This window comes from Pseudomonas sp. NUPR-001 (genome assembly GCF_052147955.1).
Lineage (GTDB): Bacteria > Pseudomonadota > Gammaproteobacteria > Pseudomonadales > Pseudomonadaceae > Aquipseudomonas.
The window spans coordinates 1,028,345-1,047,312 of record NZ_CP197353.1 but is presented as its reverse complement, the minus strand read 5'-3'; the positions used below and the strand labels follow the sequence as shown (position 1 = coordinate 1,047,312).

General features: G+C 60.7%; 19 protein-coding genes. 7 read left to right on the top strand and 12 right to left on the bottom strand.

Annotated elements, in window-relative coordinates:
• Nucleotides 1–3 precede the first annotated feature (3 nt).
• Nucleotides 4–1,200, bottom strand: a complete 1,197-nt coding sequence (locus tag ACP6KB_RS04895) for a methionine gamma-lyase (protein ID WP_442112306.1) — start codon at nucleotides 1,198–1,200, stop codon at nucleotides 4–6.
• 127 nt (nucleotides 1,201–1,327) lie between these two features.
• Between ACP6KB_RS04895 and ACP6KB_RS04890 the strand changes: the two genes are divergently transcribed.
• Entirely contained in the window at nucleotides 1,328–1,807 is a 480-nt protein-coding gene (locus ACP6KB_RS04890) for an Lrp/AsnC family transcriptional regulator (protein ID WP_442112305.1), read from the top strand.
• 65 nt (nucleotides 1,808–1,872) lie between these two features.
• On the opposite strand, the gene cysN is transcribed toward ACP6KB_RS04890, so the two are convergent.
• The 3 genes from cysN to ACP6KB_RS04875 all read right to left on the bottom strand — a co-directional run bounded on the left by cysN (nucleotide 1,873) and on the right by ACP6KB_RS04875 (nucleotide 5,601).
• Complete coding sequence (gene cysN / locus ACP6KB_RS04885) at nucleotides 1,873–3,774, bottom strand: sulfate adenylyltransferase subunit CysN (protein WP_442112304.1); 1,902 nt, start codon at nucleotides 3,772–3,774, stop codon at nucleotides 1,873–1,875.
• 14 nt (nucleotides 3,775–3,788) lie between these two features.
• Nucleotides 3,789–4,706 carry a sulfate adenylyltransferase subunit CysD gene (gene cysD, locus ACP6KB_RS04880; RefSeq protein WP_133209497.1) on the bottom strand — a complete coding sequence of 306 codons (918 nt, stop codon included), beginning with the start codon at nucleotides 4,704–4,706 and terminating at the stop codon, nucleotides 3,789–3,791.
• Between the two features lie 136 nt (nucleotides 4,707–4,842).
• Entirely contained in the window at nucleotides 4,843–5,601 is a 759-nt protein-coding gene (locus ACP6KB_RS04875; protein WP_442112303.1) for a Nif3-like dinuclear metal center hexameric protein, read from the bottom strand.
• Nucleotides 5,602–5,837: 236 nt separating this feature from the next.
• Between ACP6KB_RS04875 and algW the strand changes: the two genes are divergently transcribed.
• The gene (gene algW / locus ACP6KB_RS04870; protein ID WP_442112302.1) at nucleotides 5,838–6,998 is read left to right on the top strand and encodes a Do family serine endopeptidase AlgW; all 1,161 of its coding nucleotides are present in this window, start codon (nucleotides 5,838–5,840) and stop codon (nucleotides 6,996–6,998) included.
• Nucleotides 6,999–7,097: 99 nt separating this feature from the next.
• On the opposite strand, the gene ACP6KB_RS04865 is transcribed toward algW, so the two are convergent.
• The 4 genes from ACP6KB_RS04865 to ACP6KB_RS04850 all read right to left on the bottom strand — a co-directional run bounded on the left by ACP6KB_RS04865 (nucleotide 7,098) and on the right by ACP6KB_RS04850 (nucleotide 11,254).
• Complete coding sequence (locus ACP6KB_RS04865) at nucleotides 7,098–7,862, bottom strand: amino acid ABC transporter ATP-binding protein (RefSeq protein WP_274295875.1); 765 nt, start codon at nucleotides 7,860–7,862, stop codon at nucleotides 7,098–7,100.
• 10 nt (nucleotides 7,863–7,872) lie between these two features.
• Nucleotides 7,873–8,970 (bottom strand): amino acid ABC transporter permease, encoded by a 1,098-nt coding sequence (locus ACP6KB_RS04860; RefSeq protein WP_442112301.1) that lies wholly within the window; start codon nucleotides 8,968–8,970, stop codon nucleotides 7,873–7,875.
• Between the two features lie 10 nt (nucleotides 8,971–8,980).
• Nucleotides 8,981–10,159, bottom strand: a complete 1,179-nt coding sequence (locus ACP6KB_RS04855; RefSeq protein ID WP_442112300.1) for an amino acid ABC transporter permease — start codon at nucleotides 10,157–10,159, stop codon at nucleotides 8,981–8,983.
• A gap of 66 nt (nucleotides 10,160–10,225) precedes the next feature.
• On the bottom strand, nucleotides 10,226–11,254 hold the full coding sequence (locus ACP6KB_RS04850; RefSeq protein WP_442112299.1) for an amino acid ABC transporter substrate-binding protein: 1,029 nt from the start codon (nucleotides 11,252–11,254) through the stop codon (nucleotides 10,226–10,228).
• Between the two features lie 335 nt (nucleotides 11,255–11,589).
• On the opposite strand from ACP6KB_RS04850, the gene ACP6KB_RS04845 reads away from it, so the two are divergent.
• The 5 genes from ACP6KB_RS04845 (at nucleotide 11,590) to ACP6KB_RS04825 (ending at nucleotide 16,724) form a co-directional block, all read left to right on the top strand.
• Complete coding sequence (locus ACP6KB_RS04845) at nucleotides 11,590–12,246, top strand: alpha/beta hydrolase (protein WP_442112298.1); 657 nt, start codon at nucleotides 11,590–11,592, stop codon at nucleotides 12,244–12,246.
• Nucleotides 12,247–12,348: 102 nt separating this feature from the next.
• The gene (gene rhlB / locus ACP6KB_RS04840) at nucleotides 12,349–13,782 is read left to right on the top strand and encodes an ATP-dependent RNA helicase RhlB (RefSeq protein WP_442112297.1); all 1,434 of its coding nucleotides are present in this window, start codon (nucleotides 12,349–12,351) and stop codon (nucleotides 13,780–13,782) included.
• A gap of 149 nt (nucleotides 13,783–13,931) precedes the next feature.
• The gene (locus ACP6KB_RS04835) at nucleotides 13,932–14,882 is read left to right on the top strand and encodes an ornithine cyclodeaminase family protein (protein WP_442112296.1); all 951 of its coding nucleotides are present in this window, start codon (nucleotides 13,932–13,934) and stop codon (nucleotides 14,880–14,882) included.
• 10 nt (nucleotides 14,883–14,892) lie between these two features.
• Nucleotides 14,893–16,023, top strand: coding sequence for an NAD(P)/FAD-dependent oxidoreductase (locus ACP6KB_RS04830; RefSeq protein ID WP_442112295.1), 1,131 nt, complete (start codon nucleotides 14,893–14,895; stop codon nucleotides 16,021–16,023).
• Between the two features lie 74 nt (nucleotides 16,024–16,097).
• Nucleotides 16,098–16,724 carry a helix-turn-helix transcriptional regulator gene (locus tag ACP6KB_RS04825; RefSeq protein ID WP_442112294.1) on the top strand — a complete coding sequence of 209 codons (627 nt, stop codon included), beginning with the start codon at nucleotides 16,098–16,100 and terminating at the stop codon, nucleotides 16,722–16,724.
• A 26-nt stretch (nucleotides 16,725–16,750) separates the two neighbouring features.
• Here ACP6KB_RS04825 and ACP6KB_RS04820 read toward each other — a convergent pair whose 3' ends face one another.
• The 4 genes from ACP6KB_RS04820 to moaC form a co-directional block, all read right to left on the bottom strand.
• The gene (locus tag ACP6KB_RS04820) at nucleotides 16,751–17,524 is read right to left on the bottom strand and encodes an ABC transporter substrate-binding protein (RefSeq protein ID WP_442112293.1); all 774 of its coding nucleotides are present in this window, start codon (nucleotides 17,522–17,524) and stop codon (nucleotides 16,751–16,753) included.
• Between the two features lie 214 nt (nucleotides 17,525–17,738).
• Nucleotides 17,739–18,185: a molybdopterin synthase catalytic subunit MoaE gene (moaE, locus tag ACP6KB_RS04815; protein WP_442112292.1), complete on the bottom strand. Its 447-nt coding sequence runs from the start codon at nucleotides 18,183–18,185 to the stop codon at nucleotides 17,739–17,741.
• 1 nt (nucleotide 18,186) lies between these two features.
• Complete coding sequence (locus tag ACP6KB_RS04810) at nucleotides 18,187–18,432, bottom strand: MoaD/ThiS family protein (RefSeq protein ID WP_442112291.1); 246 nt, start codon at nucleotides 18,430–18,432, stop codon at nucleotides 18,187–18,189.
• Nucleotides 18,429–18,905: a cyclic pyranopterin monophosphate synthase MoaC gene (gene moaC, locus ACP6KB_RS04805; RefSeq protein WP_442112290.1), complete on the bottom strand. Its 477-nt coding sequence runs from the start codon at nucleotides 18,903–18,905 to the stop codon at nucleotides 18,429–18,431. The genes ACP6KB_RS04810 and moaC overlap by 4 nt, the downstream gene beginning before the upstream one ends.
• Between the last annotated feature and the right edge of the window lie 63 nt (nucleotides 18,906–18,968).

Here is an 18,968-nt window from a genome sequence, read left to right as displayed (position 1 = left end):
GGTTCAGGCACAGGCCTTCAGGGCCTGCTCGATATCAGCCAACAGATCCTCAATATCCTCAAGCCCGACCGACAAGCGCACCAGCCCTTCAGAGATGCCGTACTGGGCACGCTCTTCGGGGGTGTAGCTGGAATGGGTCATGCTCGCCGGATGCTGGGCCAGCGACTCGGCATCACCGAGACTGACGGCGCGGCTGAACAATTGCAGGGCGTTCATGAAGCGGCGCCCGGCGCTGATCCCGCCTTTAAGCTCAAAGGCGATCATGCCACCAGGCAAGCGCATCTGCTGCCGGGCCAGTTGGTATTGAGGGAAACCGGGCAGGCCGGGGTAGTTGATCAGCTCCACCGCCGGGTGTTGCTGCAGATATTCAGCGATGGTTTGGGCGTTGCTGCAGTGACGCTCCATGCGCAAGGTCAGGGTCTTCATGCCACGCATGAGCAAAGCAGCATCCTGTGGAGACATCACCGCGCCGGTCATGTCCTTCAGGCCTTCGAGGCGAATCCGGTCAACCAGTGCCTTGCGTCCGATCACCAGGCCCGCAGTGATATCGCCATGCCCGCTGAGGTACTTGGTCGCCGAATGCACAACCAGGTCAGCGCCCAGTTCCAGCGGCCGCTGCAGGTAGGGCGTGCAGTAGGTGTTATCGACCACCACCGTGATGCCCCGGCTGCGGGCAATAGTCGCCACCGCCGCAATATCGGCCATCTGCATGTTCGGGTTGGCCGGTGTTTCGAAGTAGATCACCTTGGTTTGCCCGCTGATCGCCGCCTCAAGTGCCTGCAGGTCGGTCATGTCGACATGGCGAACCTTGACCCCGAACTCACCGATGCCGTGGTGCAGAAAGGCGAAGGTGCAACCGTACAAAGTGCGCCCGACCAACACCTCATCACCCGGCCGCAGCAAGGTCCACAGCGTCGCGGTAATCGCGCCCATGCCCGAGGCCAGGGCCAACCCGGCCTCCCCGCCTTCAAGCGAGGCCATGCGCTGTTCCAGCAAGGCCAGGGTGGGGTTGGAAATTCGCGTGTAGAAATGCCCGCCCTGCTCGCCGGCAAAGCAGGCAGCTCCGTATTCAACCGTGGGAAATGCGAAGGTGGCGGTCTGGTAGACCGGAGGGACCAGCGAACCTTGATTCGCCAGTGGGTCGTAGCCGTGGTGAATGGCACGGGTCGCGAAACCTGAATCCTTGGTGGAGCCGCTCATGACAACAGCCTCTTGTGGTTTGTTATAAGCTTATGCCACTGAGGTGCTGATTTTTTTCCAAATATAACCACCGCTCAGCGTGGTTATTAACAAAAAACCTATGAATTCAGGCCACGGAGGGCAAAACATGCCTGCCACCCTCGACCGTACCGACCGCGCCTTGCTCGCCGCCCTGCAAGACAATGCACGACTGACTATTTCCGAACTGGCCGACAACGTCGCCCTGACCACCTCGCCGTGCTGGCGACGGGTCAAACTCCTGGAAGACAGCGGCTATATCACCGGTTACCAGGCGATTCTCTCGCCCAAGGCGCTGGGCTTTGGCGTCACGGCGTTTGTCAGCATCATGATGGACTCGCACTCCAAGGAGATGGCGCGGGCCTTCGAGCAGCGCTTGATGGAGATTCCAGAGATCGTTGCCTGTCACAACATCTCCGGGCGCTATGACTTCCTGCTGGAAATCCTGGCGCGGGATCTTGAGTCGTTTGGCGAGTTCGCCCGCGAGGTGTTGCAGACGTTGCCGGGGGTGAAGGAGATTTACTCGAGTTTCTCGTTCAAGGCGGTGAAGGAGAAACGGGTGATTCCGGTGTCAGAGAAGCATATCTGAACGCATCGCGGGGCAAGCCCGCTCCTACCGGTAGGAGCGGACTTGCCCCGCGATGATGCCGCTATTTAGATTGCGCCACGCTGACGCAGCAGCTCCAGCACCAGCTTGACGCCCTCTTCCAGGCTGACGTTCTGGGTGTCGACCACCAGGTCGGCATCCAGCGGCACGTCGTACGGGAAGCTTTCGCCCGGGATGTTGTCGCCACCGGCTGCGTACAGACCCTGCGGGTCGCGCTCACGGCAGGCCATTGGCGAAGCCTGGACGTAAACGGTAAGCAAGCGTTCTTTGCCGATCAGTGCCTTGGCCTGTTCACGACCTTCAGCATCCGGAGCAACGAAAGCCGCCAGGGTCAGCAAGCCCGCTTCGTTGAACTGACGCGCAACATGCGCAGCACGACGCCAGTTCTCGGTACGCCCGGCACGGTCCTGTGGCAGACCTTTGTTCAGGTCATGACGCAGGTTCTGGCCATCGAGCACATACACCGCACGGCCCATGTCGAACAGCTTGCGCTCCACGGCATACGCCAGGGTGCTCTTACCGGCGCCCGACAGGCCGCTGAACAGAACAGTGGCAGGTTGCTGGCCGAAACGCAGGGCGCGCTCTTCGGTAGCCACATGTGCCAGCTTGCCGTGCTGACCGACAGTGCCGTGTGGCACGACCGGAGGCGCGATGATCATGCCCGCGCCCACGGTACCGTTGGTCAAACGGTCGATGACAATGAAGGCGCCGGTGGTGCGGTTGCTGTCATAGCCGTCCAGCGCGATCGGCGCGTCGAGGCTGACCTTGACCTTGCCGATTTCATTGAGCTGCAACGCGCTGGCTGCACCCTGCTCCAGGGTATTCACATCGACCTTGTGGGCGATGCTGGCAATCGAGCCCGGCACATAGCTGGTGGCGCGCTTGATGTCGTATTTCTTGCCCGGCAGCATCGGCTCTTCAGCCATCCACACGAGCATGGCATCGAACTGATCGGTCACCGGTGGCACGTTGTCGGCATGCACCAACAGGTCGCCACGGGAGATGTCGATCTCGTCTTCCATGGTCAAGGTCACGGCCTGGCCCGGGCCGGCGTTCTCCAGTTCACCTTCGAAGGTGACGATGGATTTGACCCGGCTGCTCTTGCCCGACGGCAGCACGACGATTTCATCGCCCTTGTGCACCACGCCGCTGGCCAGGGTACCGGCAAAGCCACGGAAGTTCAGGTTCGGGCGGTTCACGTACTGCACCGGGAAGCGCAGGTCGGTGAAGTTGCGATCGGCCGCCACTTCCACGGTTTCGAGAATTTCCATCAAGGCCGGGCCGGTGTACCACGGCGAACGCTCGCTGCGGTTGACCACGTTGTCACCCTTGAGCGCCGACATCGGCACGAAGTGCAGGCTGCTCGGGTTCATGTTGATGGCTTCGGCAAACTGCAGGTAGTCGGCCTTGATGCTGTCGAACACGCCTTGGTCGAAGCCCTTGAGGTCCATCTTGTTCACCGCCACGACGATGTGCTTGATGCCCAGCAAGGACGCGATGTAGCTGTGACGGCGGGTTTGCGTCTGCACGCCGTAACGGGCATCGACAAGGATGATCGCCAGGTCACAGGTGGAAGCACCGGTGGCCATGTTGCGGGTGTACTGCTCGTGGCCCGGGGTGTCGGCAATGATGAACTTGCGCTTGGCGGTGGAGAAATAGCGGTAGGCGACATCGATGGTGATGCCCTGCTCACGCTCGGCCTGCAGGCCGTCGACCAGCAACGCCAGGTCGATATCGTCACCGGTGGTGCCGACTTTCTTCGAATCGCGGGTGATCGCTTCCAGATGGTCTTCGTAGATCATCTTCGAGTCGTGCAGCAGGCGCCCGATCAGGGTGCTCTTACCGTCATCGACGTTACCGCAGGTCAAAAAGCGCAGCAGTTCTTTACGTTCGTGCTGGGCCAGGTAGGCGAGGATATCCTCGCTGATCAATTCGGATTGGTGCGACATGGTCTGACCCTAACTTAGAAATAGCCTTGACGTTTTTTGTCTTCCATCGAGCCTGCGCCATCGTGGTCGATGACTCGGCCCTGACGCTCGGAAGTGCGGGTCAGGAGCATTTCCTGGATGATGTCAGTGAGGGTTTCGGCCTCAGACTCCACCGCACCCGTCAACGGGTAGCAGCCAAGGGTGCGGAAGCGCACTTTCTTTTTGACGATACGGGCTTTTTCTTCATCCGAGAGGTGCTCGAGGATGCGCTCGTCATCGATCATGATCAGGGTGCCGTTCTTCTCGATCACTTCGCGTTCAGCGGCGAAGTACAGCGGTACGATCGGGATACCTTCCAGGTAGATGTACTGCCAGATGTCCAGCTCGGTCCAGTTCGACAGCGGGAACACGCGAATCGATTCGCCCTTGTTGACCTTGCCGTTGTAGACGTTCCACAGCTCCGGACGCTGGTTCTTCGGGTCCCAGCGGTGTTTGCTGTCGCGGAACGAGTACACGCGCTCTTTGGCACGCGACTTCTCTTCGTCACGACGCGCACCACCGAAGGCGGCATCGAAGCCGTGCTTGTCGAGCGCCTGCTTGAGGCCCTCGGTCTTCATGATGTCGGTGTGCTTGGCGCTACCGTGGGTGAACGGGTTGATGCCCTGGGCGACGCCGTCCGGGTTCACGTGAGTGATCAGCTCCAGGCCCATTTCCTCGACCATCTTGTCGCGGAAGCGGTACATCTCCTGGAATTTCCACTGGGTGTCGACGTGCATCACCGGAAACGGCAGTTTGCCCGGGAAGAAGGCTTTGCGCGCCAGGTGCAGCATCACGGCCGAATCCTTGCCGATCGAGTACAGCATCACCGGGTTATCGAACTCGGCGGCCACCTCACGAATGATGTGGATGCTCTCCGCCTCCAACTGTTTCAAATGCGTCAGTTTGTCGACCATGGCTACTCACGGAAATACGATCTTATGGACGGCCAGCGGGCCGTGTTCGAGCGGACCACTGTATCACAGCACTCGATTCTATTTAGGCGCCCAACTAGAACGAAACAGTATAAGAATATGCCCTGCCGTTTTAGCCTCAGATCGGGTTCGGACAGTCGATGAACAGGTGCTCCAGGGCGAAGCGCCGCGCCAGATAATCACCCAACGCCTGCACGCCATAACGCTCGGTAGCGTGGTGACCGGCCGCAATGAAACTGATGCCGTTTTCCCGTGCGCTGTGGAAGGTTTGCTCGGAGGCTTCACCGCTGAGGAACAGATCGACGCCAGCGGCAATCGCCTGGTCGATGTAGCCCTGCCCGCCGCCGGTGCACCAGCCGACCCGGCGAATGATCTGCTCGCCTTCGATCAGCAACGGCTCACGGCCCATGGCCTCTTGCACCTTGCGGGCAAAATCGCGCGCCGACATCGGCTCGGCCAACGAGCCAACCAGGCCGACCACCCGCGGGTTGTCCGGGTCCAGCGGGCCTTCTACGGTGATGTCCAGCTGACGGGCCAGTTGTACGTTGTTGCCGACTTCGGGGTGCAGGTCCAGCGGCAAGTGGTAGGCCAGCAGGCTGACGTCATGCTTTAGCAGGGTTTTCAGGCGGCGTTGCTTCATCCCGGTGATGCACGGGTTTTCGCCTTTCCAGAAATAACCGTGATGCACCAGGATCAGGTCGGCATCGGCTTCGACGGCCGCGTCGAGCAGTGCCTGGCTGGCGGTCACGCCGCTGACGATGCGGGTGACCTGCGGCCGGCCCTCGACCTGCAGGCCATTGGGGCAGTAATCCTGGATTTTTGCGCTGCCAAGGTAACGTTCAGCTTCCTCAACCAGGGTGCTCAGGGCAACAGCCATGAAAAGACTCCTCAAATCAGCAGTTCAGCGCGGCGCAAGGCCCCGTATAATGAGCGTCATTATGGGCCGTCGCCGGGTTTGGGGAAACCGATGGCGGCTGCTTGGGGGCCTGCACGCTGTATTCACAGCTCGCGTTACGATTTAACTGTTTGTGCGCCGCTTTGGGCGCAGTATGATCGCGCGCGCTCGCTCCCACGCAGATTGGCGGCCCTCTGCCCACACCCAGGATTCGTTCAATGTTCAAGGCTTTGCGTTACTTTGGCTGGCCGCTGTTGGTTGGCGTGCTGATCGCCCTGCTGATCATCCAGCGTTTTCCGCAATGGGTCGGCCTGCCCAGCCAGGACGTCAACCTGCAGCAGGCGCCGCAGACCAAGCGCATCATGCAAGGCCCGGTGTCGTATGCCGACGCGGTGAGCAAAGCGGCACCCGCGGTGGCCAACCTGTACACCACCAAGGTGGTCAACAAAACCACCCACCCGCTGTTCGAAGACCCACAGTTCCGCCGCTTCTTCGGTGACAACCTGCCCAAGCAGCGCCGTTGGGAATCGAGCCTGGGTTCGGCGGTGATCATGAGCCCGGAAGGCTATCTGCTGACCAACAACCACGTGACCGCCGGTGCCGACCAGATCGTCGTGGCGCTTAAAGATGGCCGTGAAACCCTGGCGCGGGTCATTGGTAGCGACCCGGAAACCGACCTGGCAGTCCTGAAGATCGATCTGAAAAACCTGCCATCGATCACCATCGGCCGCTCCGACAACATTCACATCGGCGATGTCGCCCTGGCCATCGGCAACCCCTTTGGCGTCGGCCAGACCGTCACCATGGGTATCATCAGCGCCACCGGCCGAAACCAGCTTGGCCTAAACAACTACGAAGACTTCATCCAGACCGACGCGGCGATCAACCCCGGCAACTCCGGCGGTGCGCTGGTCGATGCCAACGGTAACCTCACCGGCATCAACACTGCGATCTTCTCCAAGTCCGGGGGTTCGCAAGGAATCGGCTTTGCCATTCCAACCAAGCTGGCACTGGAGGTGATGAAGTCGATTATCGAACACGGTCAGGTGATTCGCGGCTGGCTGGGCATCGAAGTGCAGCCACTGAGCCAGGAACTGGCGGAGTCGTTCGGTATGCAAGGGCGCCCGGGAATTGTCGTGGCGGGTATTTTCCGCGACGGTCCGGCGCAAAAGGCGGGGCTGCAGTTGGGTGATGTGATTCTGAGCATCAACGGTGAACCGGCCGGTGATGGCCGTCGCTCGATGAACCAGGTGGCGCGGATCAAACCCAACGACAAAGTGGCGATTGAAGTCATCCGCAATGGCAAGGAATTGAAGCTGACCGCCGAAATCGGCCTGCGCCCACCGCCGGCGCCTGCACCAGTGGCCCAAGAAGACTAACCCTGTGGGAGCGGGCTTGCCCCGCGATGCGATGTCGAAGATAGATCGCAATCGCGGGGCAAGTCGGGTCGCCGCACCGCCGCCCCTACAGGCCGAGCATCAATGCAGGATCTGGCTCAGGAACAACTTGGTCCGCTCATTCTGCGGCCGGTCGAAGAAGTCGTCCGGCGCTGCCTGCTCCACAATCTCCCCTTTGTCCATGAAGATCACCCGGTTCGCCACGGTCCGGGCAAAGCCCATTTCGTGGGTCACGCAGAGCATGGTCATGCCGTCTTCAGCCAGGCTGACCATGGTATCGAGCACTTCCTTGACCATCTCCGGGTCAAGCGCCGAGGTCGGTTCGTCGAACAGCATGATCTTCGGCTTCATGCACAGCGCACGGGCAATCGCCACCCGCTGCTGCTGACCACCGGACAGCTGCCCCGGGTACTTGTTGGCCTGCTCAGGAATCCGCACCCGCTCCAGGTAATGCATGGCGATTTCTTCGGCTTTGCGCTTGGGCATCTTGCGCACCCACATCGGCGCCAGGGTGCAGTTCTGCAAGATGGTCAGGTGCGGGAACAGGTTGAAATGCTGGAACACCATGCCGACTTCACGACGGATCGCTTCAATCTGCTTGAGGTCGTTGGTCAGCTCCACACCATCGACCACAATGCGACCCTGCTGGTGCTCTTCCAAGCGGTTGAGGCAGCGGATGGTGGTGGACTTGCCCGAACCCGACGGCCCGCACAGCACGATACGCTCGCCTTGGCGAACATTGAGGTTGATGTCTTTCAATACGTGGAACTGACCGTACCACTTGTTCACACCCTGCATCTGAATAATGCCTTCAGGGCTCACAGGCTGTTTGATCGCTTCACTCATGGGAACACTCCTAACGCTTGTGGCCTGTGTCCAGCTTGCGCTCCAGATGCATGGAGTAGCGGGACATACCGAAACAGAAAATCCAGAAAACCAGGGCGGCGAACACATAGCCCTCGGTTGCCATGCCCAGCCAGGTAGGGTCGGCAGCTGCCTGTTTGACGCTGTTGAGCAGGTCGAACAAACCGATGATGATGACCAGGCTGGTGTCTTTGAACAGGGCAATGAAGGTGTTGACGATGCCGGGAATCACCAGCTTCAGGGCTTGCGGCAGAATCACCAGGCCCATCGCACGCCAATAGCCAAGGCCCATGGCCGCAGCCGCTTCGTACTGGCCCTTGGGAATGGCCTGCAGACCGCCCCGCACCACTTCAGCGATGTACGCCGACTGGAACAGGATGACCCCGATCATCGCCCGCAACAGCTTGTCGAAGCTCATGCCTTCAGGCAGGAACAGCGGCAGCATCACCGACGACATGAACAACACAGTGATCAACGGCACGCCACGCCAGAACTCGATGAAGGTCACACACACCACCTTCACCGCCGGCATGTTCGAACGCCGCCCCAGCGCCAGGAGAATGCCCAGCGGCAAGGCACCGACGATGCCGACTGTGGCAATCACCAGGGTCAGCATCAGGCCGCCCCACTGGTTGGTCGGTACCGTGCTCAGGCCCAGGTAACCGCCATGCAGCAGGGTGAAGGCGATGAGCGGGTACAGCACCAGAAAGCACAGGCCGTAGATCGCCTTGCGTGGGAAGCGCTTGATGAACAACGGCGCCGCGCCAATCACTGCCAGCCACACGGTCAAGTCAACGCGCCAGCGCAGTTCGCTTGGGTAGTAGCCGTACATGAACTGGCCAAAACGCTGCTGAATGAACACCCAGCAGGCGCCTTCCTTGGTGCAGTCGGCACGGGTGGTGCCAACCCAGTTGGCGTCGAAAATCGACCACTGCAGCAGTGGCGGCACGATCAGCCACACCAGGTACAGCGCAAACAGGGTAAGCAGGGTGTTGAGCCAGCTGGAGAACAGGTTGGCGCGCATCCAGGCCAGCACGCCGACGGTTTTCACCGGTGGCGGCATATCAGGTTTGAAAACATGGGTAGTCATGCGCGTGTCCTCACCGCTCGATCAGCGCAATGCGCTTGTTGTACCAGTTCATCAACAAGGAAATGCTGATGCTGATGGCCAGGTAGACGCTCATGGTGATGGCGATAACCTCGATGGCCTGACCGGTCTGGTTGAGCACGGTCCCGGCGAACAGCGAGACCATTTCCGGATAACCGATACCGGCCGCCAGCGAAGAGTTCTTCGCCAGGTTCAGGTATTGGCTGGTCAACGGTGGAATGATCACTCGCAATGCCTGGGGAATGATGACCTTGCGCAGCGTCGGGCCTTCACGCAGCCCCAGCGAACGGGCGGCTTCGGTCTGGCCATGGCTGACCGAACGAATCCCCGAGCGCACGATCTCGGCAATGAACGCTGCGGTGTAGATGGTCAGCGCCAGGGTCAAGGCCAACAGTTCGGGGATCAACACCCAGCCGCCAACGAAGTTGAAGCCCTTGAGTTGCGGCATCTCCCAGTGCACCGGGCTGCCTGCCAGCAACACGCTGAGCGCAGGAATACCCAAGAACAGGAACAGGCCAACCCAGAACTTGTGGAACGGCTCGCCGGTGGCTTCGAAACGGCGGTTGGCCAGGCGCACCATTACCACGATGGCGATGATGGCCAGCACCAGGCTGACAACGAATGGCCAGAATCCGTCGGCCATGGAAGCACCGGGCATGTTCAGGCCCCGGTTGCTGATAAAGAAAGCGTCGTTGATGTTGATGCTACCCCGCGGTCCCGGCAGGGTCAGGAACACCGCGAAGTACCAGAACAGAATCTGCAGTAGCGGTGGAATGTTACGGAACGTCTCGACATACACGGTGGCCAGCTTGTTGATCATCCAGTTCGGTGACAAGCGGGCGACGCCGATGATGAACCCCAGCAGGGTGGCCAGCACGATGCCGATAAAGGTCACCAGCAGGGTATTGAGCAAGCCGATGACAAATACCCGGGCATAGCTGTCTTGCTCGGTATAGGGGATCAGGTGCTGAGCGATGCCGAAGCCGGCACTGCGCTCAAGAAAGTCGAAGCCTGAAGTGATGCCCCGGTGCTGCAGGTTGGTCTGGGTGTTGTGGAACAGGTACCAGCCCAGCCCCACCACCGCGACCACGGTGAGAATCTGGAACAGCCAGGCACGCACACGTGGATCGCTGAAGGAGAGCCCCTTGGGTGCGCCGATTTGATTTTGCATGTAATGCCCCGAAAGAAAGGGAACCGAACAGCCAGCGACGGCCAAAACCGTCGCTGGCCGCAGCCATCAGCGCACCGGTGGCGCGTACTGAATGCCGCCGTTGTTCCACAGGGCGTTCAGACCGCGGTCGATTTGCAGTGGGGTTGCCTTGCCCAGGTTCTTCTCGAACACTTCGCCGTAGTTGCCGACCTGCTTGACGATCTGCACGACCCAGTCCTTAGGCAGTTTCAGGTCTTTGCCGTATTCACCGTCGGCGCCGAGCATGCGCGCGACGTCAGGGTTCTTGGTGGACTTGGCTTCAGCTTCGACGTTTTTCGAGGTGACGCCCATTTCCTCGGCGTTGAGCATGGCGAACAGGGTCCATTTGACGATGCTGAACCACTCTTCATCGCCTTTGCGCACTACCGGGCCCAGTGGCTCCTTGGAGATTGTTTCCGGCAGTACCACGTAGTCAGTCGGCGCGGCCAGCTTGGAGCGCTGTGCGTAAAGCTGCGACTTGTCGGACGTCAGCACGTCGCAACGGCCGGACTCCAGCGACTTGGCGCTTTCGTCGGAGGTGTCGAAGGTGATCGGGGTGTATTTCAGGCCATTGGCGCGGAAGTAGTCAGAGACGTTGAGTTCGGTAGTGGTACCGGCCTGGATGCAGATGGTTGCACCGTCCAGCTCTTTGGCGCTGGAAACGCCCAGCTTTTTGTTAACCAGAAAACCGATGCCGTCGTAATAGGTAACACCGGCAAACACCAGGCCCATGCCTGCATCGCGGGAGCTGGTCCAGGTAGTGTTACGCGAAAGCACATCGACTTCGCCCGACTGCAACGCAGTGAAACGTTCCTTGGCGTTGAGCTGGCTGAATTTGACCTTGGTGGCGTCACCGAATACCGCAGCGGCCACGGCGCGACAGACGTCGGCGTCGATACCGACGATGGTGCCTTTGGCATCAGGTACCGAGAAACCCGGCAAACCGTCACTCACGCCACACTGAACGAAGCCTTTCTTCTGCACCGCATCCAGGGTTGCACCTGCCTGTGCCATACCGCTGATACCCAGCACGGTTGCAGCGGTAACCACTGCCAAGGTGGATTTCAACATCTTCATTCAAACCTCCAGTTTTGCTCTTGTTGTGTGAGCCGGGATTGCACCGCACCCTTATGAGGCGCATCCGACCCGTGTTGGCTTGTTTTTGGGTCAATTGGCGCAATGCGCTGTTCTGTGACAGCCTTGGGGACCGCTAACGGGTGTTACCGTCCAAAACGTGTAACCTCGCATCAGGAGTTTCATAGCAAAGCGCGTACCACACTGAGCGGCTAAAGCGTTTCAGTTAACGTCAATAGGAAAACTTGCACCGTTGCGACAGGTTCTTCCCGGATTTACTCAACGCGCCTTCATTTCATGCACGCAAACAAGAGCGCGCGCACACTTTCGGAGCAGTCATGCCAAACCCGCTGATTCTTGAACCACAAAAAACTGCAGATGCCTGTGTGATCTGGTTGCACGGCCTGGGCGCTGATCGTTACGACTTCCTGCCGGTGGCCGAGGCCTTGCAGGAAGTGCTGCTGAGCACCCGTTTCGTCATGCCTCAGGCCCCGACCCGCCCGGTGACCATCAACGGCGGCTACGAGATGCCCAGCTGGTACGACATCAAAGCCATGACCCCGGCCCGGGCCATCGACGAAGAGCAACTGCAGGCGTCGGCTGATCAGGTGATCGCCTTGATCAAGGCCGAACAGGCCAAAGGCATCGACCTGGCCCGCATCATCCTCGCTGGCTTCTCCCAGGGCGGCGCGGTGGTGCTGCACACGGCTTATATAAAGTGGCAAGAAGCGCTGGGTGGCGTGATCGCCCTGTCGACCTATGCCCCCACCTTTGCCCAGGAGCGCGAACTGAGCGCGTGCCAGCAACGTACGCCGGCCCTGTGCCTGCACGGCGTGCACGACCCGGTAGTGGTGCCAGCGATGGGCCGCAGCGCCTACGAACACCTCAAGCACTGGGGGGTCGACGCCGAGTGGAAGGAGTACCCGATGGAGCATGAGGTACTGCCACACGAAGTACAGGATATTGCTGACTGGCTGAGCAGCCGTCTGCGCTAAAAACGCACAGGTCGGTAGTTGCCCATGCAATCCACTACGCCGCGCCCGATTCTTGCATTACACTGGCCGGCGTACATTCCTTAACCAATTGATGAGATGACCGTGCTCAAAGCACTCAAAAAAATGTTCGGCAAGAGCGAGGTTGAGCAACTCGCCGTCGAAGCCGCTGCCCCCGTAGAGCAGCCACCCGCAGCGCCCCAGGCCCCTGCCCCGGCCGCCCCGCTCAATACCGAGGCTAAAGCCAGCGCACCGGCACGCAGCGAAAAGCCTGCCGAGCCCAAGCCTCGCCGCGCACGCAAACCAAAACCTGCAGCCTCCACCTGGAAGCTGGAAGACTTCGTGGTCGAGCCACAAGAAGGCAAGACCCGTTTCCATGACTTCAAGCTCTCGCCCGAGCTGATGCATGCGATCCACGACCTGGGCTTTCCTTATTGCACGCCGATTCAGGCGCAAGTGCTGGGTTATACCCTGCGTGGCCAGGACGCCATTGGCCGGGCCCAGACCGGTACCGGTAAAACCGCGGCCTTCCTGATTTCGATCATTAGCCAGCTGCAGCAGACCCCACCGCCGAAAGAGCGCTACATGGGCGAGCCACGGGCGCTGATCATCGCCCCGACCCGCGAGCTGGTGGTGCAGATCGCCAAAGACGCTGCGGCGCTGACCAAGTACACCGGTCTGAACGTGATGACCTTCGTCGGCGGCATGGACTTCGACAAGCAGCTCAAGGCGCTTGAAGCCCGCCACTGCGACATCCTGGTGGCCACCCCTGGCCGTCTACTCGACTTCAACCAGCGTGGTGAAGCACACCTGGACATGGTCGAGGTGCTGGTGCTCGACGAAGCCGACCGCATGCTCGACATGGGCTTCATCCCGCAGGTACGCCAGATCATCCGCCAGACCCCACCGAAGAGCGAACGGCAAACCCTGCTGTTCTCGGCCACCTTCACCGAAGACGTGATGAACCTGGCCAAGCAGTGGACCACCAACCCGGCGATCGTCGAGATCGAACCGGAAAACGTCGCCAGCGAAACGGTCGAACAGCACGTCTATGCCGTGGCTGGCAGCGACAAGTACAAGCTGCTGTACAACCTGGTAACCGAGAACAAGTGGGAACGGGTGATGGTCTTCGCCAACCGCAAGGATGAAGTGCGGCGCATCGAAGAACGTCTGGTGCGTGATGGCGTCAATGCCGCCCAGTTGTCGGGCGACGTGCCCCAGCACAAGCGCATCAAGACCCTGGAAAACTTCCGCGAAGGCCGCATTACCGTGCTGGTGGCTACCGACGTGGCCGGGCGTGGCATCCACATTGATGGCATCAGCCATGTCATCAACTTCACCCTGCCGGAAGATCCGGACGACTACGTACACCGTATCGGCCGTACCGGGCGTGCTGGCACCAGCGGCGTGTCGATCAGCTTTGCCGGTGAGGATGACTCCTACCAGTTGCCAGCGATCGAAGAACTGCTGGGCCGCAAGATCAGCTGCGAAATGCCGCCGACCGAGTTGCTCAAGCCGGTACCGCGCAAGCATCACTGATTTTTGCTTCAGTAATCGCGGGGCAAGCCCGCTCCTACAGGATCATCTCTGTGGGAGCGGGCTTGCCCCGCGATGCTTTTGTACAGCCGGATATTGCTCAAATATACAAAGAGTCCATAATAGACAAAATAGTTTATTTGGAGTCTCGTATGTCCGCGCCTCTCGTCATCGATCAACAGCACGCCCGCCACCTGCTGACGCAAGTGGATGTCCCGCAGATCCTGCGTACCCTGTTCCGTGACCTGGCGGCCGGGCAAGCGGTACAACCGCCCCAGCAACTGGTGGAGTTCCCGGCGGGCCAGGGCGATTTCATCAATTACGGCGGTGTGCTGGCGCAACAGCGGGTATACGGGGTCAAAACCTCGCCCTACATCGTCCGCGAACAAGGCGCGCTGGTGACTGCCTGGACCTTGCTGATGTCCATGGACAGCGGCCAGCCCCTGCTGCTGTGCGACGCCGGTGAACTGACCACCGCGCGTACCGCCGCGACCACCGCCGTTGCGGTCGACGCCCTCGCAGCCAGCGGCGCCCGGCGCCTTACCCTGATTGGCAGCGGCCCGATTGCCCGCGCGCACCTGCACTATGTGCGCGGCCTGCGCGCCTGGCAGGACATCCGCCTGTACTCCCCGAGCCTGGCCGAGCAACGTGCCGAACAGCGCCAGGCACTGACCGACCTCGACCCACGCCTGGTGCTCAGCGACAGCCTCGAACAAGCGGTAGCCGATGCCGACGTGATCATGCTGTGTACCTCGTCGGCCACCCCGGTCATCGACCCGGCTACCTTGAGCAAACCCGCCCTGATCACCTCTATCAGCACCAATGCCGTGCGCGCCCATGAAGTGCCGCCCGCCAGCCTTGCCACCATGGATGTGTACTGTGACTACCGGGTTACCACCCCTGGCAGCGCAGGCGAGATGCGCATTGCCGCCGAACAGCACGGCTGGCAGGCAGAGGCCATCGTCGGTGATCTGCCAGAGGTCCTGAGCAATCAGGCGCCGCTCCCGACTTACCAGCGCCACGCCTTCTTCCGCTCCATCGGCCTGGGCCTGGAAGACATCGCCCTGGCCAACGCCCTGTACCGTTTGCCGCGTGCCGACTGAGGAGAGCTTCATGCAACAGGCTGACTTCATCATCATCGGCGCCGGTATCGCTGGCGCTTCCACCGGCTACTGGCTGGCCAGCCACGGCCGGGTGATTGTGCTCGAACGCGAGTCGCAACCGGGCTACCACTCCACCGGTCGCTCGGCAGCGCTGTACACCGCCGCCTACGGCACACCACAAGTGCGCGCACTGACCCTGGCCAGCCGCGCGTTCTTCGATCATCCACCGGCAGGCTTTGCCGAACACCCCTTGCTCAGCCCGCGCGGTGAAATGACCGTCGACCTCACTGGCGACCCGCAAGAACTGCTACGCCAGTATGAAAGTGCCAAGGCGTGCGTGCCCGAAGTCGAACTGCTCAGCGCCGACCAGGCCTGCGCGCGCGTGCCGGTACTGCGTCGCGACAAAGTCCACGGCGCCCTCTACGACCCGAGCGCCAGTGACATCGACACCGATGCCCTGCACCAGGGCTACCTGCGCGGTATCCGCCGCCAGCAGGGCGAAGTGCACAGCGACTGTGAAGTTCAGCAACTGAGCCGCGGCAGCGATGGCTTGTGGCAGGTGCAGACCAGCCGTGGCCTGTTCAGCGCCCCGGTGCTGATCAACGCCGCTGGCGCCTGGGCCGACCAGCTCGGGGTGATGGCCGGGGCTCAGCCCCTTGGCCTGCAGCCCAAACGCCGCGCGGCGTTCATCTTCGCCGCGCCGGAAGGCATCGACACGCATGCCTGGCCAATGCTGGTCAGCCTCGACGAGTCGTTCTACATGAAGCCCGACGCCGGCATGTTGCTCGGCTCGCCAGCCAATGCCGACCCGGTCGACGCGCATGACGTGCAGGCTGAAGAGCTGGACATTGCCATGGGCATCTACCAGATCGAAGAAGCCACCACCCTGAGCATTCGCCGCCCTACCCGCACCTGGGCCGGCCTGCGCAGCTTCGTCAGCGATGGCGATCTGGTCGCCGGGTTCGATGCGCAGGTGCCCGGGCTGTTCTGGGTCGCGGCGCAAGGTGGCTACGGCATCCAGACCTCACCGGCAATGGGTCAGGCCAGCGCCGCGCTGGTTCGCGGCGAAGACCTGCCCGAGGCTCTCAAGGGCTTTGGCCTGGACGCCCGGATCCTGTCACCGCAACGCCTGCAAAGGTGACGCGCCGCAGCGATTACGGCACACTCGCAGCGCCCTTGTGCCAAGGGCGCTGACACCGCTTGGAGCCTGCCCGAATGTCGACACCCCGCCCCGACCCTGCCCTGGATAATTACCGGGCCATTGCCGATGCCATCGCCACGCTGTTCTTCCCCCATGCCGAGGTGGTGCTGCACGATTTGCGCAGCCAGAAGATCGACTACATCGCCAATAACCTGTCCAAACGCCAGGTCGGTGATGACGCTGCACTGGAAGACATGCTCGAGACCGGCAGCGAGGAAACCAACATCGGTCCTTATGAAAAGCTCAACTGGGACGGGCAGAAAATCCGTTCGCTGAGCACAGTATTGCGCAATGCGGCCGGCACCCCGCAGGCGGTGCTGTGCATCAACCTGAACATCACCCTGTTTGAAAACGCCAAAGCGGCGCTGGACTTGTTCCTGTCACCGAGCAAGCTGATTCCCCAGCCCGATGCGCTGTTTCGCGACGACTGGCAGGAACGGATCAATACCTTCCTCAACGCCTGGTTACGCCAGCGCCAGTTGAGCCTCAATCTGCTGACCCGTGATCACAAGCGCGAGCTGGTGCTGGCCTTGCACGCCGAAGGCGCCTTCAAGGGCAAGAGCAGCGCCAACTACGTGGCCAATGTGTTGGGGATGGGACGTGCGACGGTGTACAAACACCTGAAGGAACTCAAGGCCTGAAAAGCTTCAGGCCTTGAGGCTGGCGATCAGTCGCCGTAGATGTCCGACTTGAAGTACTTGGCCTGGATTTTCTGGTACTCACCGTTGGCGCGCAGGTCGTCGATGGCTTTGTTGAGTTTGCTCACCAGCACCTCGTTGCCCTTGCGCACGGCGATCCCGGCGCCTTCACCGACGTATTTCGGGTCTTTGAGCTCCGGGCCGACAAAGGCGTAATCAGCGCCGCGTGGCATCGACAGGAAATCATCCAGGGGAATGGTGTCGGCGAAAATCGCATCGACCCGTCCGGATGCCAGGTCCATGTAGATTTCTTCGTTATTGCTGTAGCGCTTGATGGTGATGCCCTTGGGCTCCAGCACCTCGGTGGCGTAGCGATCGGTGGTGGTCGCGCGCTGCACCCCTACCGACTTGCCCTTGAGGCTGGCGTACTGGTCATCGACCTGCGCACCTTTCTTCATCACCAGGCGCGATGAGGTGAAGTAGTACTTGTGGGTGAAATCGACCGACTTCTTGCGCTCGTCGGTGATGGTCATCGACGACAGCGCGGCGTCGATTTTCTTCACCTTCAGCGAAGGAATCAGGCCGTCGAACTCCACCTCGTTCCACACACACTTGACCTGCATCTGCGCGCACAAGGCGTTACCAATGTCGTAGTCGAAGCCGACGATCTCACCTTTGTCGTTTTTCGAAGCGAAGGGTGGGTAGGCCGCTTCAATGCCAATGCGCAATGTGTCTTCGGCAGCGAACAGACTGCTGGTCAACAGGCTCAGGGCCAGACCACTGATCAGGGTGAACTTCTTCATGCTGGGTCTCTCTCGCTCGTTATTGGAGGTGTGTTGCAAGACAGAGAAAAGGGGGCAGGCACGCGTCCGCCTGGAATTATTTTGTACTTATAATTCCATACTGGACTTTGTTGTACAAAAACTCAAGCACTGGTGTGTCGGTGGGCCTGTATCGCGGGGCAAGCCCGCTCCTACTCGGTGGGAGCGGGCTTGCCCCGCGATACGATGTGTCTAGCTACCAGCGTCCTGCAGCATCCTCGTCGCTCTGCTTGCCTTCGACCCAACGCGGGCCGTCAGCGGTCTGTTCTTTCTTCCAGAACGGTGCACGGGTCTTGAGATAATCCATGATGAAGTTGCAGGCATCGAACGCTGCCTGGCGATGGGCACTGGCGACGCCGACAAACACAATCGGCTCGCCCGGTTCGAGGGCGCCGATGCGGTGCAGCACCTCGACCTTGAGCAGCGGCCAGCGCTGCTCGGCTTCAAGCACAATCTTGGCCAAGGCTTTTTCGGTCATGCCCGGGTAATGCTCAAGGAACATGCCCGCCACTTCCCGGCCATCATTGAAGTCGCGCACATAGCCGACAAAACCGACCACCGCGCCAACACCGACGTTGGCGGCGTGCATGGCGTTGACCTCAGCGCCCGGATCAAACGCGGTGGTCTGCACTCGAACACTCATCTCAACCTCCGGTCACGGGCGGGAAGAACGCCACTACGTCGCCGTCACTGACCGGCTCTTCAGGCTTGCACAACTCCTCATTGCGCGCGCACATCAGGTTTTGCTCAGCCAGTACCGCATAACGCTCGCCTTGCTCCAGCAATGCCCGGCGCACTGCGTCGAGGGTGGCAAACTCACCTTCGAGGGTCTCCCCGTCGCAGCCCAGCACCTCCCGGTACCGCGCGAAGTACATCACCTGAACCTTCATTGCGCAGCGTCCGCCTGGTAATGGCCGCTCTTGCCGCCGAGCTTTTCCAGCACCCGTACACTGTCGATGACCATGCCGCGGTCAACCGCCTTGCACATGTCATAGATCGTCAACGCCGCCACGCTGGCAGCGGCCAGGGCTTCCATTTCCACACCGGTCTGCCCGGCCAGCTTGCAGCGCGCAACGATGTGAACGGTGTCGGTGCCTTCAGCGCTGAGTTCGACTTTAACGCTGGTCAGCATCAGCGGGTGGCACAACGGGATCAGGTCACTGGTCTTCTTCGCCGCTTGAATACCGGCAATGCGCGCAACCGCGAACACGTCGCCCTTGGGATGCTCACCATCGACAATCATTTGCAGGGTTTGCGGGAGCATGCGCACCCGCGCTTCGGCCACAGCCTCACGCGAGGTCATGGCTTTTTCGGTGACGTCGACCATATTGGCCCGACCTTGGGAATCGAGATGAGTCAGCACAGCCTTCCTCCTGTTCAGGAATGCTGAGTGTAAACCCAGGAGTCAGGAATTCGCAGCGAAAAA